The 13,688-nt window shown below is 68.6% G+C and carries 12 protein-coding genes; 8 read left to right on the plus strand and 4 right to left on the minus strand.

Annotated elements, in window-relative coordinates:
* Positions 1-58: 58 nt before the first annotated feature.
* The gene (locus tag AB0H21_RS14280; RefSeq protein ID WP_358516155.1) at positions 59-1,771 is read right to left on the minus strand and encodes a metallophosphoesterase family protein; all 1,713 of its coding nucleotides are present in this window, start codon (positions 1,769-1,771) and stop codon (positions 59-61) included.
* A 367-nt stretch (positions 1,772-2,138) separates the two neighbouring features.
* Here AB0H21_RS14280 and AB0H21_RS14285 point away from each other — a divergent pair, with 367 nt between their 5' ends.
* Positions 2,139-2,645 (plus strand): hypothetical protein, encoded by a 507-nt coding sequence (locus AB0H21_RS14285; RefSeq protein ID WP_358516158.1) that lies wholly within the window; start codon positions 2,139-2,141, stop codon positions 2,643-2,645.
* A gap of 70 nt (positions 2,646-2,715) precedes the next feature.
* Here AB0H21_RS14285 and AB0H21_RS14290 read toward each other — a convergent pair whose 3' ends face one another.
* The 3 genes from AB0H21_RS14290 to AB0H21_RS14300 all read right to left on the minus strand — a co-directional run bounded on the left by AB0H21_RS14290 (position 2,716) and on the right by AB0H21_RS14300 (position 6,430).
* Complete coding sequence (locus tag AB0H21_RS14290) at positions 2,716-4,101, minus strand: endo-1,4-beta-xylanase (protein WP_358516160.1); 1,386 nt, start codon at positions 4,099-4,101, stop codon at positions 2,716-2,718.
* A 322-nt stretch (positions 4,102-4,423) separates the two neighbouring features.
* Positions 4,424-5,185 carry a GntR family transcriptional regulator gene (locus tag AB0H21_RS14295; protein WP_358516163.1) on the minus strand — a complete coding sequence of 254 codons (762 nt, stop codon included), beginning with the start codon at positions 5,183-5,185 and terminating at the stop codon, positions 4,424-4,426.
* 123 nt (positions 5,186-5,308) lie between these two features.
* On the minus strand, positions 5,309-6,430 hold the full coding sequence (locus AB0H21_RS14300; RefSeq protein WP_358516166.1) for an MFS transporter: 1,122 nt from the start codon (positions 6,428-6,430) through the stop codon (positions 5,309-5,311).
* Between the two features lie 471 nt (positions 6,431-6,901).
* On the opposite strand from AB0H21_RS14300, the gene AB0H21_RS14305 reads away from it, so the two are divergent.
* The 7 genes from AB0H21_RS14305 to AB0H21_RS14335 all read left to right on the plus strand — a co-directional run bounded on the left by AB0H21_RS14305 (position 6,902) and on the right by AB0H21_RS14335 (position 13,675).
* Positions 6,902-7,660, plus strand: a complete 759-nt coding sequence (locus AB0H21_RS14305; protein WP_358516169.1) for an SDR family oxidoreductase — start codon at positions 6,902-6,904, stop codon at positions 7,658-7,660.
* A gap of 55 nt (positions 7,661-7,715) precedes the next feature.
* Positions 7,716-9,053, plus strand: coding sequence for an FAD-binding oxidoreductase (locus AB0H21_RS14310; protein ID WP_358516171.1), 1,338 nt, complete (start codon positions 7,716-7,718; stop codon positions 9,051-9,053).
* A 38-nt stretch (positions 9,054-9,091) separates the two neighbouring features.
* Entirely contained in the window at positions 9,092-9,937 is an 846-nt protein-coding gene (locus AB0H21_RS14315; protein ID WP_358516173.1) for an alpha/beta hydrolase, read from the plus strand.
* On the plus strand, positions 9,934-11,463 hold the full coding sequence (locus AB0H21_RS14320) for an FAD-dependent oxidoreductase (protein WP_358516176.1): 1,530 nt from the start codon (positions 9,934-9,936) through the stop codon (positions 11,461-11,463). The genes AB0H21_RS14315 and AB0H21_RS14320 overlap by 4 nt, the downstream gene beginning before the upstream one ends.
* Positions 11,464-11,473: 10 nt before the next feature.
* Positions 11,474-12,331 (plus strand): fumarylacetoacetate hydrolase family protein, encoded by an 858-nt coding sequence (locus tag AB0H21_RS14325; protein WP_358516179.1) that lies wholly within the window; start codon positions 11,474-11,476, stop codon positions 12,329-12,331.
* Between the two features lie 95 nt (positions 12,332-12,426).
* Complete coding sequence (locus AB0H21_RS14330; RefSeq protein WP_358516182.1) at positions 12,427-12,663, plus strand: hypothetical protein; 237 nt, start codon at positions 12,427-12,429, stop codon at positions 12,661-12,663.
* A gap of 13 nt (positions 12,664-12,676) precedes the next feature.
* Positions 12,677-13,675 carry a hypothetical protein gene (locus tag AB0H21_RS14335; RefSeq protein WP_358516185.1) on the plus strand — a complete coding sequence of 333 codons (999 nt, stop codon included), beginning with the start codon at positions 12,677-12,679 and terminating at the stop codon, positions 13,673-13,675.
* The last annotated feature ends 13 nt before the right edge of the window (positions 13,676-13,688 follow it).

Below are 13,688 nucleotides of genomic sequence, written 5' to 3' on the forward strand. Positions count from 1 at the left end.
GTCCGGGTCCGGCCGGACGCGGGCCCGCACACGGCGGCGGGCCCGCGTCCGGCGTGGATCACTTCTTCGTCACCGTGATGACGGGAGAGGTGATCTTCTGGTGCTCGCTGGACAGGTACACCACGTACGTCTCGTCCTTGCGGGAGACGGACGGGGCCTTGAAGGTGTAGGTCAGCCGGCCGAGCTCGTCGGCGGTGCGGTAGCCGACCAGGGAGCTGTCACGGTCCCACAGCTTGCACAGATCCCGCCAGCTGCGGATGCGGGCGCGCTCCTGCTGCGCCTGGTCGGCGTCGCGCAGGAAGACGGCGACCTTCTCGCCCGGGTCGTACCCGTAGGCCGAGACGGTGATCTCGCCGCGCGAGTTCACCGTGGTCTTGTCGACGGCGACCTGCTCGCCGGTGGTGTTCTGCTCGGTGCGGATCTCGTTGACGGTGCGCTCGCCCTTGTCGTTCTTACGGACGAGGAACCCGTCGTGGTGCTGGCCGTTCGCGTAGCGCGCCTCGAAGCGGAGCTGGCCCTTGTCGACGTCGATGAGCTGGTAGAGCTGCATGTCCTGGCCCTTGCTCACGACCTCGGCGCCGTTGCCGGTCCAGTTCTCGCCGTTGTTGAGCGCGTACATCTTGCCGCCGGAGACCGACACGACGTACACCACGCCGTTGTGGACGGCGGCGGACTTGCGGGCGGTCTGCACGTTGCCGCGCCCGTAGGAGTGGTCGTGACCCTGGAGGACCAGGTCCACGCCGTACTTCTCGAACAGCGGGCCCCACTGCGCGCGCACCTGCGGGTTGTTGCGGGTGCCGGTGGTGGAGTAGACGGGGTGGTGGAAGGTCACCACGGTCCACTTGTTCGGGTTGTTCTTGAGCAGGTTCTCCAGCCACGCGGTCTGCGCGGCCATCAGGGAGGCGTTGCTCTGGTAGTTGGAGTCCAGGCCGATGAAGCGCACGCCCTGGTAGTCGACGGAGTAGGCGGTCTGCTTCAGCTCGGGGTTGCCCGGCCCGTTGTCGGGATACGGGAACTGCGGCCGCCAGAAGCTGGACAGGCCACTGCTGTACTCGTGGTTGCCGGGGATGGAGAAGTTGTTGACCTGGCTGTCGATGAAACCGCCGGCCTTGTACCACTGGCCCCACTGCTCTTCGCTGTTGGCCGAGTCGATCAGGTCACCGGCGTTGACGATGACCTTGGCCTGCGGGCGCTCGGCGAACGCCTGGCGGAAGACGCGCGGCACCGCGGAGTCGATGTAGTTCTGCGCGTCGCCGTAGTAGATGAACGAGAACGGCTGGAAGTCCACGGCGGCGGTCGTGAAGTCCGTCCACTCGCTCCAGTTGGTGCCGTCGCCGACGCGGTAGGTGTACCGGGTGCTCGGCTTGAGGCCGCTGAACTCCACGGTGTGGTACGTCGAGGCGTACCCCAGCGTCGTGTTGACCGGCGTGCTGGAGACGGCCTTGACGTTGGTGACCGCCCCGGCGGCGGGGGCGACCTGGCCGAGCGCCTTCGGCGACTCCAGGATCTCCGCCTGCGCGAACTCGGCCGTGGTCTCGGCGCGCCAGGTCACCTTCTGGGAGGTGGCGGGCGTGGTGGTCGGGGTGAGGATGACGCGGTCGGGCATGGGGGACGGCTTGTGGATCTCGGCTGCCGGGTAGCGCGGCGGCGCGGCGGCGCCGAAGGCCACCGGGCCGAAGGCGATGCCGCCGACGAGCAGCGCGCCGACACCGACGAGGGCGAGCCTGGCCTGTGCGGAGCCCTTGAGCCAGATCTTTCTTTCGTTGCTCACGTGGGGTTTCTTTCTGTCCGTAAAGGAGGGGAGTTCCGTCCGCGGAGCACGACGGTGATCGCATTCATCCAGCCGTCGCTGGCAGAAGACTGAAGATCACCTGGACCCGAAATGAACATAGGATCGTATATGACCTAGATCACATAGCCCCTGACCTGGGAATTCGCGAAGAAGTTGGATGATCGGTTCGTCACCGGCACTCTCCACGCCGGACACGCCGCGTTGCCTCGGCATTCAGCCGGCCCCGCCTACGATCAAGGGTGCGTCCCGCAGCCCCCTCGTCCCATTCCGGACATCGCTCGTCCGGGCCCCGCTCTTCCGGGCCCCGCCGATCGTCCGGACCTCGCCGTTCGCCCGGGCCGCGCCGATGAGCGCCGTACGGCCGGTCGCGCCGCGGCGGTGGTCCCGTCCGCTGGCCATGCTGGCCGCGCTGCCCGGCGTGCTGGCGCTCGGCGCGCTGTTCGTCGTCCCGCCCGGCCGGGCCGTCGTCAAGGGCGACGCGTTCATGACCGCGCAGACGACCGGCCTCCTCAACATCGAGGCCGGGGAATGCTTCGACGACCCGGTGTACTCGCCGGCCGCGGGCGAGAAGATCGTGCTCTACAAGCCGTGCCCCGAACGCGCCGACAACCAGGCCTACGGCTTCGTGCACGCCGCGGACGGCCCCTGGGACCGCGCCGGGCTCGCCGCGTTCGCGTGGAAGAACTGCGCGCAGGGCTTCGCCCACTACTGGCCCGGCGAGGCCGGCGCGGGACTGAACTACTACCCGGTCATGCCGACGGCGGAGACCTGGGCCGACGGCGACCGCGACGTCATGTGCGTCGTCTACAGCCCCCAAGGCAAACTGACCCGCTCACTGCTCCCCCTCAAGTGACCCCAAGTGCGCGGGGGCCGGGCATGCGGGAGGCCGGATGTGCCGGAGGCCCGGCACATCCGGCGCGGGGTCAAGGGCTGGTGCAGGTGGCGGTGGGGGTGGTCGCGGCGCCGTTGGCCGTGAAGCCGAAAGTGGTGGACCCGTTCGCCGCAATGGAGCCGTTGTAGGGGGCGTTGCGTACCGTCACGGTGGAGCCGGAGACGGTATGCGTGCCGTTCCACAAGCTGCTGATCGTCTGGCCGCCGGGCCAGGTCCACCTCACGGTCCAGCCGTTGACCGGCGACGTGCCCGCGCGGACCGTCACCGTCGACTGGAACCCGCCCTGCCAGCTGTTGACCGTCGTGATCGTCGCCGAGCAGGCACCCGGCTCCGGCGTGGGTGTGGGAGTGACGGTAGGCGTCGGGGTGGGGTTGGGGTCCGCGGCGTTGAGGGCGTTGAGGACGGAGGTGTAGGCGGCCTTCTTGTTGCCGTTGCCGTCGAACAGCAGCGGGGTGTCGCCCGAGCGCCAGGAGTCGCTGTCGCGCACGCCCCACGTGGTGATGCCGACGCAGCGCGGCACGGCCAGGCAGTCGTTGGTCACGTTGGTGTAGGTGGTGGCGGAGGCGCCCTGGATGTCCAACTCGGTGATGGCCACGTCGACGCCGAGGGCGGCGAAGTTCTGCAGGGTGGTGCGGAAGTTGCTCGGGTAGGGGCTGCCGCTGTTGAAGTGGGCCTGAAGGCCGACACAGTCGATGGGCACGCCGCGGGACTTGAAGTCGCGGACCATGTTGTAGACGCCCTGCGTCTTGGCCCAGGTCCAGTTGTCGATGTTGTAGTCGTTGTAGCAGAGCTCGGCGGCCGGGTCGGCGGCGCGCGCGGTGCGGAAGGCGACCTCGATCCAGTCGTTGCCGGTCCGCTGGAGGTTGGAGTCGCGGCGACCGCCGGAGCCGTCGTCGAAGGCCTCGTTGACCACGTCCCAGGCGTAGATCTTGCCCTTGTAGTGGGCCATCACGCCGTTGATGTGGTCGATCATCGCCTGGCGCAGCGCGCTGCCCGACAGCGACTGCATCCAGCCGGGCTGCTGGGAGTGCCAGGCCAGCGTGTGCCCGCGCACCTGCTTGCCGTTCTGGACCGCCCAGTTGTGGACCCGGTCACCGTTGGTGAAGTTGAACTGGCCACGGCTCGGCTCGGTGGCGTCGATCTTCATCTCATTCTCGGCCGTCACCATGTTGAACTCGCGGTTGGCGATCGTGGTGTACGCCGAGTCGTTCAGCTTGCCCGCGTTGATCGCGGTGCCGAAGTACCGCCCGCTTTGGGCGGCCGCCGCGCCGAGCGTGCTCGCGGCGGCATCGGAGGGGGCCGGCAGCGTGAGCGCCGTGATCGTGCCGAGTACGCCGAGCGTGCCGGCGATCAGGGCCCGGCGCAGGCCGCTGACGGGTCGCCGGGTTCCAGGCGGGGGTATGGCGTTTGCGCCCATGCCTGAGCCTCCACAACTAAGTCACGGAATAGCGGGAAACGCGGCGACGCCTGGAGTATCGGGCCCACCCCATAACCGGGAACGCACCACCACTCGGACATCGCCGGCGGAGGCCCCTGTCGCCGCACCAACGACCTGTCAGGGAGACCGCCTCGGTGACTCAGTCTGGAAACCGCTCCGAAACCTGTCAAGATCACTATGAAACTTTCGACTACCCCCAGCACACACGCATCCGCGCGCGTGCTTCACACCCCGTCCCGGCCTGCCGAAATACTGAAACGACCCCGCCATCACGGGGCGAAGCATTCGATGAAAATTTCAGTCAGGGCAGGCGCGTCGTCCCCGTCACGTGCCGCTCGGCGGCGGCCTGCGACAGCTGGGGCTTCGGAACACTGACCGTGTCGAGGAAGAGGAGCTTCACCGTGCGTTCGAGATGGGTCACGAGCGCGTTCGTGCAGGCCTCGACGTCGTCGGTGAGCGCTGCCTTGAGTATCGCCTCGTGCTCCTCCTGGGAGACCCGGAGTCGCTCGAGAAGTGTGTCCTCGCCCGCCACACCCTCGTTGGTGAGGTAGGCCAGGCGGTATCGCTCGGCCTGGTCCCACAGGGTCGCGAGCAGCGTGCGCATCCTGGTTCCGGTTCCCGCGATGATCCCCATGTCGAAGTCGCGGTGCTCTCGACGGAAGCGTTCGAGGTCGCGATCCTCGATCGCCGCGGCCATCTTGGCGAGTTGCCGGCTCAACGCCGTGCGCGACGGGCGGTCGAGGGGCAGGGTCGCCCGCACCGCCACCGGCTCCAGAGCGATCCGCATCGCGTAGATCTGGTCGAGGTCTTCGAGATCCAGCTCCGACACGCGCATCCGCTGATTGAAGTTTCCGCTCACGAGATGCTCGGCCGCGAGCCGGCGCAGCGCCTCGCGCAACGGTGTGCGGCTGATGCCGAGATCCCGCGCGAGTTGCGCCTGCGAGAGGGTGCTCCCGGGTGTGAGCGCCCCGTTGAGGATGTCCGAGCGCAGCACGCGGTAGGCGAACTCGGTTGCGTCCTCGTCGCGGCCGCGTGTTCCGCCCGTTGGGCTGGTCGTGGCCATAGGTGACAAACTCCTAAGCGGTCACACCACGCACGGTCGTGCGTGGTGTGACGTCGAGTCTATATGTAGACAGTTTTCACGGTCGTATGGCACCGCTCAGCGCACATCGAGGCCGAGACGGTGTCACAGCAGGCTTGCCACCTGTCGACGACGCAGCGACGCCCAGAGCGCCACGACCGCGATCACCGTGACGATGCCGAGGACGCCCATCGCGGTTGGTCGTGCCCCGACCAGGGCGCCAAGCCCCGCGACGACAAGCGGCGAGGCGAACTGACCGAGGAACACCGCCGACGTCCAGCGGCCGCTCGCCCGGCCCCGCTGGTGGAACGCGAGGGAGGACAGGGTCCAGGTGAGGAGGGTGGGGAGGAAGACCCCGGCGCCCGCCGCGGTGATCGCGGCGCCGACGACGAGCCAGGGGACGGAACCGGCGAGCCACACCATGAGGAGCCCGACCGCGGAGATGCCGAACGTGGTGGGGAGCAGGCGCTTGACCCCGAATCGGGCGAGCCATCGGATCGAGTAGCTCGCGGCCCCCGAGATCAACTGGGTCACCGCGGACGCGAGGCCGATCATTGCCTCGCTCGTCTCGCCGAGCCCCCCCATGAGATACGCCAGCTGCACGATGATCGAGTAGAAGACGATCCCGCCGAAGGCGGTCATCCCCAGCGGGATGAGCAGCGGGCGGAGCGGTAGCGGCTCGAGAGGGCGGCTATCGCTGACGGACCGCTCCTCGTGGGCGGGACGCCAGGCCACAAGCCCCACCGCAAGGGCGATCACGATGGCGATGCTGTAGATCCAGAACGGCGTCCGCCAGCTCGCCGCGCCGGCGATCCCGCCCACGAAGACGAAGACGGTCGCGCTGAATCCCAGCACGACGCTCTGCAGGCTGATGAGGCGCGTCCGCCGCCTGCCGAAGAAGTAGTCGGACATGAGCGCGACGCAGCAGGTGAAGATCGCCGCCTCCGCGACCCCCAGCACCGCGCGCGTGGCGAGGATCGCGAGCAGCGAATCCAGGAAGACGGGGGCGACTCCGGCTACGGAGTAGAGCAGGAGCGCCCCGGCGAGCAGGCGCTTACGGCCGATCTTGTCCGCGATCACCCCCGCGAGGGAGGCGAGCAGGGCGATCATCAGTGCCGGCACCGTGAGGATCAACACCGCGAGGACGTCGGCGCCGGGCGTCGACGCGAAGGCGGCGCTGATCGTGGGCAACGACGGCGCCAGGAGGACGGCGCCGAGCACTGGCATGGAGACCGCCGCTAGAAGTACCGCGGCCTGGCCGGCCCCGGCGGGTTTGCCGGTCCGGGGGTTGACGGCGGCTTCGGGCGAAGAAGCCGGCGGAGTGATGGTGTCCGTCTCCGCGACCGATGCGCCTACGGCGGGTCGGGACGGTTGGAATGACTCGGACAAGGGGGCCTCCTCATCGAGCGCTTGGTCAGGAGACTTCGTAGCACGCACGACATCATCTGTCTACAGAGATTTAACTTCTGTAGGCAGATCTGTAGGCAAAGCGTGATAACGTCCGGCGCTCATCTCGCTCTCGTTTCGTCGACAAAGAGCCCTACGGCGCGCGATGCGCGGCATGACTTGCCAGGTCGATCTCGCAACGGCCGCTTGCATTCGGTCGGCAGTTTCTGACAATCTGCCGACAGAAAGCGCAGCGCAGAGTCGTGGGTCCTCTAGGGACCTCGTCTCGGCTTGATCAAGGAGAGGATTGCTGTGGCAGGTTTCCCTGGTGCGCATGTCGGCCGTGTCGCCGTCGTGACGGGAGGCGGGACCGGTCTGGGCCGGGCGTTCTCCCTCCGGTTGGCCCGCGACGGTGCCCGGGTCGTCGTCGCCTATCTGCGCGATCAGGGCGACACGGTGGACGCGATCACGCGGGAGGGCGGCGAGGCGATCGCCGTGCAGTGCGACGTGACGTCGGCCGAGTCCGTGGAGCGACTGCGGGCCGCGGCGGACGACCTCGGCGGTTGCGACATCCTCGTGAACAACGCGGGAGTCCACCCGAACACGCCGTGGAACGAGCTGGAGTTCGACGAGTGGCGGCAGGTCCTCTCCGTCAACCTCGATGCCGCGTTCCTCACGTGCAAGGCCTTCAGCAAGGGCATGGCGGAGCGGGGCTTCGGCCGGATCATCAACATCTCCAGCGATGTCGTCGACCTCGTACTCCCCGGATTCGCGCACTACACCGCGAGCAAGGCGGGCCTTATCGGCTTGACGCGATCGCTCGCCACCGAGCTGGCGCAGGACGGCATCACCGCCAACTGCGTCCTGCCCGGTCTGACGCGGACGCCGAGCGTGGATGCGCAGTGGGCGGGGAGGACGCACGTGCTGGAGGCGTTGGTGCAGCACCAGGCGATCAAGCGCCCCGGAGTTCCCGAGGATCTCGACGGCGTCGTCTCCTTCCTCGCCACCGAGGACGCGCGCTGGCTCACCGGCCAGTCGATCGTGCTCGACGGCGGGCAGATCCGGTACTGATCGACGGCGGCCGCGCCCGCCTCCACATTCGGCCATCGAAGGAGACGACACCGCCATGGACGAGCGCTCGACGACGATCGCACGATCCGCCCCCGAGTACGAGGCCGCCCGGCAGCGCGCCGTGTGGAACGACCTGAAGCCCGACCGCTATCCCGACGTGATCGTGCAGGCGCGCTCCGAAGCCGACGTGCTGCAGGCGGTCCGGGACGCGCGGGAGCGAGGGCTTCGCGTCAAGGCCCGCTCCGGCGGGCACAGCTGGACGGCTTCGGGCGTGCGCGACGGCGGGGTTCTCGTCGACCTCTCGCAGCTCAAGGACATCACCTTCGACGCCGATACCGGGATGGCGACGGTGCAGCCGGGCGTGTACGGGGGCGAGCTGAACCAGGTGCTGGAGGCCGAGGGGCGCTTCTTCCCGTCCGGGCACTGTCCTACCGTCGGGCTGGGCGGCTTTCTGCTCCAGGGCGGGCTCGGCTGGAGTTCGCGCGTCTACGGACCGGCCTGCGCGAGCGTGGAGGCGATCGACGTCGTCACCGCGGACGGGCGGCTCGTCCATGCCGACGCCGACGAAAACCCCGACATCCTCTGGGCCGCCCGAGGGGCAGGACCGGGATTCTTCGGGATCGTCACGCGCTTCTATCTGCGCACCTACCCGAGCCCGTCCGTCCGCCGCGTGAGCATCTACGTCTACCCGATCGACGTGCTGGACGAGGTCCTTCGCTGGACCCTGGAGAACGCTCCGTCCGTGGCGCCCGAGCTCGAGCTTCTCGTCGTCGCCACCAACCCGCGCACGCCGGACGGCGAGCCGGCGGAGGGGCCGACCGCGCTACAGCTCATCGGCAGCGCCACCGCGGACGACGAGGCGCGGGCGCACGAGCTGCTGCAGGCGCTCGAGACCTGCCCGGTGCTCGACCGGGCGCTCGTGAGAGAGGTCGCCATCCCTGCGACGATGGACATGCTCTACGCCAACGTGGGCGCCATCGAGCCGCCCGGCTACCGGTGGGCGGCGGACAACATGTGGACCGACGCGGACCCGGATGTCCTCGTGCCGGCCGTGCGGGAGATGTTCCTCAGCGTTCCGACGCCGGTCTCGCACATCCTCTGGTACCCGTGGACGTCCCCTCCGCTGCCCGACGCCGCGATGTCGTTGACGGGCAAGCTCTACCTCGCCGCCTACGCGGGATGGTCCGCCGCCGCCGACGACGCCCGGGGCATCGCCTGGGTCACCGAGAACATGCGCCGCCTCGAGCCGCTCGCCAAGGGCATCTCCCTCTCGGACGAGAACCTCGCACGCCGGAAGGCCCCTTGGGGATCCGCGGAGGCGGAGGCCCGGCTGGAGGAACTGCGCGCGGTGCATGACCCCGACGGCAGGTTCCACGGGTTCCTGACCGCTTAGTGAGACCGGACAGCATGATGAACGACGATGGAGCACGGATGCCCGACACGAGCGTGATCGCGACCACGCATGAGTACGCCATCACGGAGTCGGGTCGACTCTTACTCGACCTCTACCGGGCGGAGGGATCGCGCGCGGCGGTGATCCTGCTGCACGGGGGTGCGTGGGTGATGGGAAGCCGTTCCGACTACGACCAGCGGCCCCGCGGTCTCGCCCAGCGAGGCGTCACGGTGGCCTCGATCGACTATCGGCTCGCGGGCGACGCGCCGTTCCCGGCCCAGCGCGCCGACATCGAGAGCGCGGCGGCCTGGCTGATCGACACGGGCGTCGTCGACGACCCCTCGCAGATCGTCCTCATGGGTGCGTCGGCCGGTGCGCATCTCGCGGCGCTCGCCCTGCTCACCTCGCACACCCGGTTCGCGGGCTTCGTCGGGCTCTTCGGGCGGTACGACCTGACCGCGCTCGGCGACGCGTTCAAGCCGAGCGGCGACCTCGAGGTGCCCGCCGACATCCGCGTCATGCGGCCCCCCGCCCGATTGGCCCATCTGGACCTGCGGGGCCGGCTCGCTCTGCTCGCGGGCGTCGAGGCCGCCCAGCTCGACGAGCGGCTCCTCAAGGAGCTCAGCCCGGCGGCCAGGATCTCGCCGGGAGCGCCCCCGATGCTGCTGCTGCACGGCGAGGCCGATGCGGTCGTCCATCACGGGCACGCCCTGCACTTTGCCTCGCGGGCCGCCGATGCGGGCGTCGCGTGCGAAGTCGTGCTCATCCCCGAGGCGAATCACGAGGACGAACGGTACGGCGGCGACGACTGCCTCGACCGGGTCGCGTGGTTCGTGGGCAAGGCGACGTCTCGCTCAACTCGATTGAAAGGAGTGCGACTGTGACCGTGGATGCCGATGTCATCGTCGTGGGAGCCGGGCCGTCAGGGCTGACGGTGGCGGCCGAGCTGGCGCTCGCGGGGAGCAAGGTGCTCGTGCTCGAGCGCCGTGAGGAGGGCGTCCAATCGCGCGCCGGCACCGTGCTTCCGAGGGTGCTGGAACTCATGGACTACCGAGGCCATGCGCAGAGCTTCATCGACCGGGCGCGCGAGATCCGGCAGAACCCCCTCATCCCGTTCCACATCTGGGCGGGCATGCAGCCCATCCAGTGGTCGAACCTGGGCTCGGCGTTCGGCTATCGCCTGACCATCCCGCAGAACGTCACCGAGGAGCTGCTGCACGAGGTCGTCGAGGCGCTCGACGTGCCGATCCTGCGCGGCCGCACCGTCGTCTCGCTCGACCAGGACGCCGATCAGGTGACGGTGGGCGCGCGGACGCCGAGCGGGGTGGAGGAGCGCTACACCGCGCGGTACGTGGTGGGCGCGGACGGCGGCAGGAGCGCCGTCCGGAGCTTGAGCGGCATCGACTTCGTGGGCCACGACGGCACCTTCACCGGCATCATCGCCGATGTGCCGGTGAACATGCACTGGCCGGCGGGACGGGCGATGACCGACAACGAGCACGGATGGGCGGCGTCGTTCCCCTTCGCCGAGGGCGGCGAAGTGACCCGCTTCAACCTGGTCCACGCCGAGCGGCGCCACGCCGACAAGTCTGAGCCGGTCACCGCGGACGAGGTGAAGCGGTGCGTGCGGGACATCTTCGAGATGGACATCGAGTTCGACGAGCTCGTGTGGGGTTCCCGCTACACCGACGCGATGCGGCTGGCGACGAGCTTCCGCGCCGACCGGGTGTTCCTGGTGGGCGAGAGCGTCCGCATCCACTATCCGGCGTCCGGTGTAGGGATGAACTTCTGCATCCAGGATGCGTTCAACCTCGCGTGGAAGCTCGCTCGCGTCGTCACCGGCCGTGCGGACCCGCGGATTCTCGACAGCTACGAAGCCGAGCGGCGCCCGGTCGTCGAGGACCTGCTGGAGAGCGTCCGCGCGCAGTGCGCCGTGCAGTTCGACTTCACGCCGGAGGGGATCGCCTTCCGACGGCTGTTCAGCCGCGACCTGCTGCCGCTCCCCGCGGTCAGCCGCGAGATCGGCCTGCAGCTCAACGGACTGCGTCAGAGCTACACCACGGCGAGGGGCGAGCACCCTCTGCTCGGGCGACCCGTTCCGGAGGCGACGCTGCAGAGCGAGCGCGGCCTCGAGCGGATCGCGACGCTGCTGCGGGATGGGCGGTTCGCGCTCATCGACCTCACGGGCAACGGGCGGTTCGCGGAGCTCGCGAACCGGGATCTGCTCGTCGCGACCGGCGCGATCAGCGGCGTCGTGCCCCGGCTGGCGGGAGTCACCGCGCTGCTCGTCCGGCCGGACGGCTACGTTCACTGGGTGAGCACCTCCCCCTCGCCCTCTCCCGACGATGCGCGCGGCGCGGTCGCCGACTGGCTCACCGACGTCGCGACAACCGATTCACCGACCGCGTGAAGGAACAATGATGAAGATCGGAAATCTGAACGGCAGACTCGTCGTCGTCTCCGGCGATCGCGCCATCGACGTCGAGACCGCGAGCGAGGGGCTGTACTCCTCGGACCCGCAGGCGGTCTACGACCGGTGGGCGTCGTTCGTGGAATGGGCAGGCGAGATCGGCGAGGACGGCGTCCCATTCGACGAGTCGGAGCTCGGCGCGCCGGTGCCGCGCCCCCGACAGGTGTTCGCCATCGGGCTGAACTATCGCGAGCACGCCAAGGAGAGCAACTTCGACCTGCCCGAGGACCCCGTGGTCTTCACGAAGTTCCCGAGCAGCATCACCGGTCCGCGATCGACGGTGGAGCTTCCGACCGGCACGGTCGACTGGGAGATCGAGCTCGTCGCGGTGATCGGCGCGCCCGCGCACCACGTCGCCGTCGAGGATGCCTGGGACCATGTGGCCGGCCTCACCGTTGGGCAGGACCTCAGCGAGCGCGTGGTGCAGCGCCGTGGTCCCGCGCCGCAGTTCAGCCTGGGCAAGTCGTTCCCGGGGTTCGCTCCCATCGGACCGTTCGTCGTCACCCCCGATGAGTTCGAAGATCGCGATGCGATTCCGCTCACGTCGACCCTCGAGACGGACGGGAAGGTGGAGGTGCTCCAGGACGGCACGACGGCAGACCTCATCTTCTCGGTCCCCGAGCTGATCTCGAGGCTGTCGGCCGTGGTCACGCTCTTCCCGGGCGACATCCTGTTCACCGGAACGCCGTCGGGCGTAGGGATCGGATCGACACCTCCGCGGTACCTCGCTCCGGGACAGACGCTGACCAGCACCATCCCGGGCATCGGATCGCTCGTCAACCCCCTCGTCGGGCGTTCGTCGTCCTAGTCGACGTACCTCAGCGAACTGTCACCAGAAGAAGCCCGGCGCGGCGCCGTCCAGAAGGGTTCGGCGGCGTCTTCGATCGGTCCCCCGAACCACAGGTGATCGTCGGCCACTGGGGTGACGTCGTGCTCTTCTACCTTGAGCGCGTGGAAGCGCTGGACGGGATCGCCCACCTGCGGCGGTCCCCCGCCGGCCGTGTGCGGGAGAACGTCTACGTCACCCCGAGCGGCATGCTCGGCCGGAGCTACCTGGTCGGTCCCTCGAGACGATCGGCTCCGCACAGGCATCCGCCGGTGAGATCCGACGACGGGTCGCGTATCGACCAGAAAGAGTGAGGAGACTCGCAGCATGACCAGTCAATTGAAGGTCGGGGTCTGGGACTACGACCACGCCCGTTCACTCTTCGACGGGACGGTCAAGATCGACGGCTTCGACGCGACCTTCGAGAGTGCAGGCATCGTCTCGGAGATCTTCGAGCGCATGGTCAGGGATCAGGCGTACGACGTGGCCGAGCTCGGCTTGACGTTCTACCTGCGCACCCTTGATCTCGAGGAGTCGCCCTTCATCGCGCTCCCGATCTTCCCCAACCGCCACTTCCGGCATTCGGCGATCTGGGTCAACACCGACAGCGGCATCACGAGCCCGAGGGACCTCGTCGGCAAGACCATCGGCGAGTTCGCGACCTACGGGCACGACGCCGGCATCTGGCCGAAGGGCATCCTCTCGGACGACTACGGGTTTACGCCCGACCAGGCCCGGTGGGTCGTCGGCGGCACCAACCGGCCGATGAAGCCGTTCGACTTCATCCCGTTCCTACATCCGTCCGACGTCGACGTCCAACTCGCGCCCGAAGGACGGACGCTCGGCTCGATGCTGGAAGCAGGGGAGATCGACGCGCTCATCTCCGCGCTGGTACCCCAGGAGGTCCTGCAGGGATCCACGAAGATCGCTCCGCTCTTCCCGGACTACGAGCTGGTCGAGCGCGACTACTACCGGCGCACCGGCATCTATCCGATCATGCACACGATCGTGGTGCGCCGGGAGTATCTTGCCCAGCATCCCGAGTTGCCTCGCGCCGTCTACGACGGCTTCAGCACCTCGCGGGACATCGCGGTGGGCCGGCTAGAGCACGGCCGCATGGAACAGCACATCGAGAGCCTCGTGCCCTGGTCCAGCCCGCTCTACGAGCGGAATCGGACGCTGCTCGCGAGCGACCACTGGGCGTACGGCGTCGAGGCGAACCGCGTGGCCGTCGACACGTTCCTGCGCTACACCTTCGAGCAGGGGCTCTCAAAGCGCCGGCTCACCCCTGAGGACATCTTCGTTCCCGACCTGCTCGACACCTGAAATCCCCTCACGG

The sequence above is a fragment of the Sphaerisporangium sp. NPDC051011 genome (assembly GCF_040653595.1).
In the GTDB taxonomy this organism is placed as follows: Bacteria; Actinomycetota; Actinomycetes; order Streptosporangiales; family Streptosporangiaceae; genus Sphaerisporangium.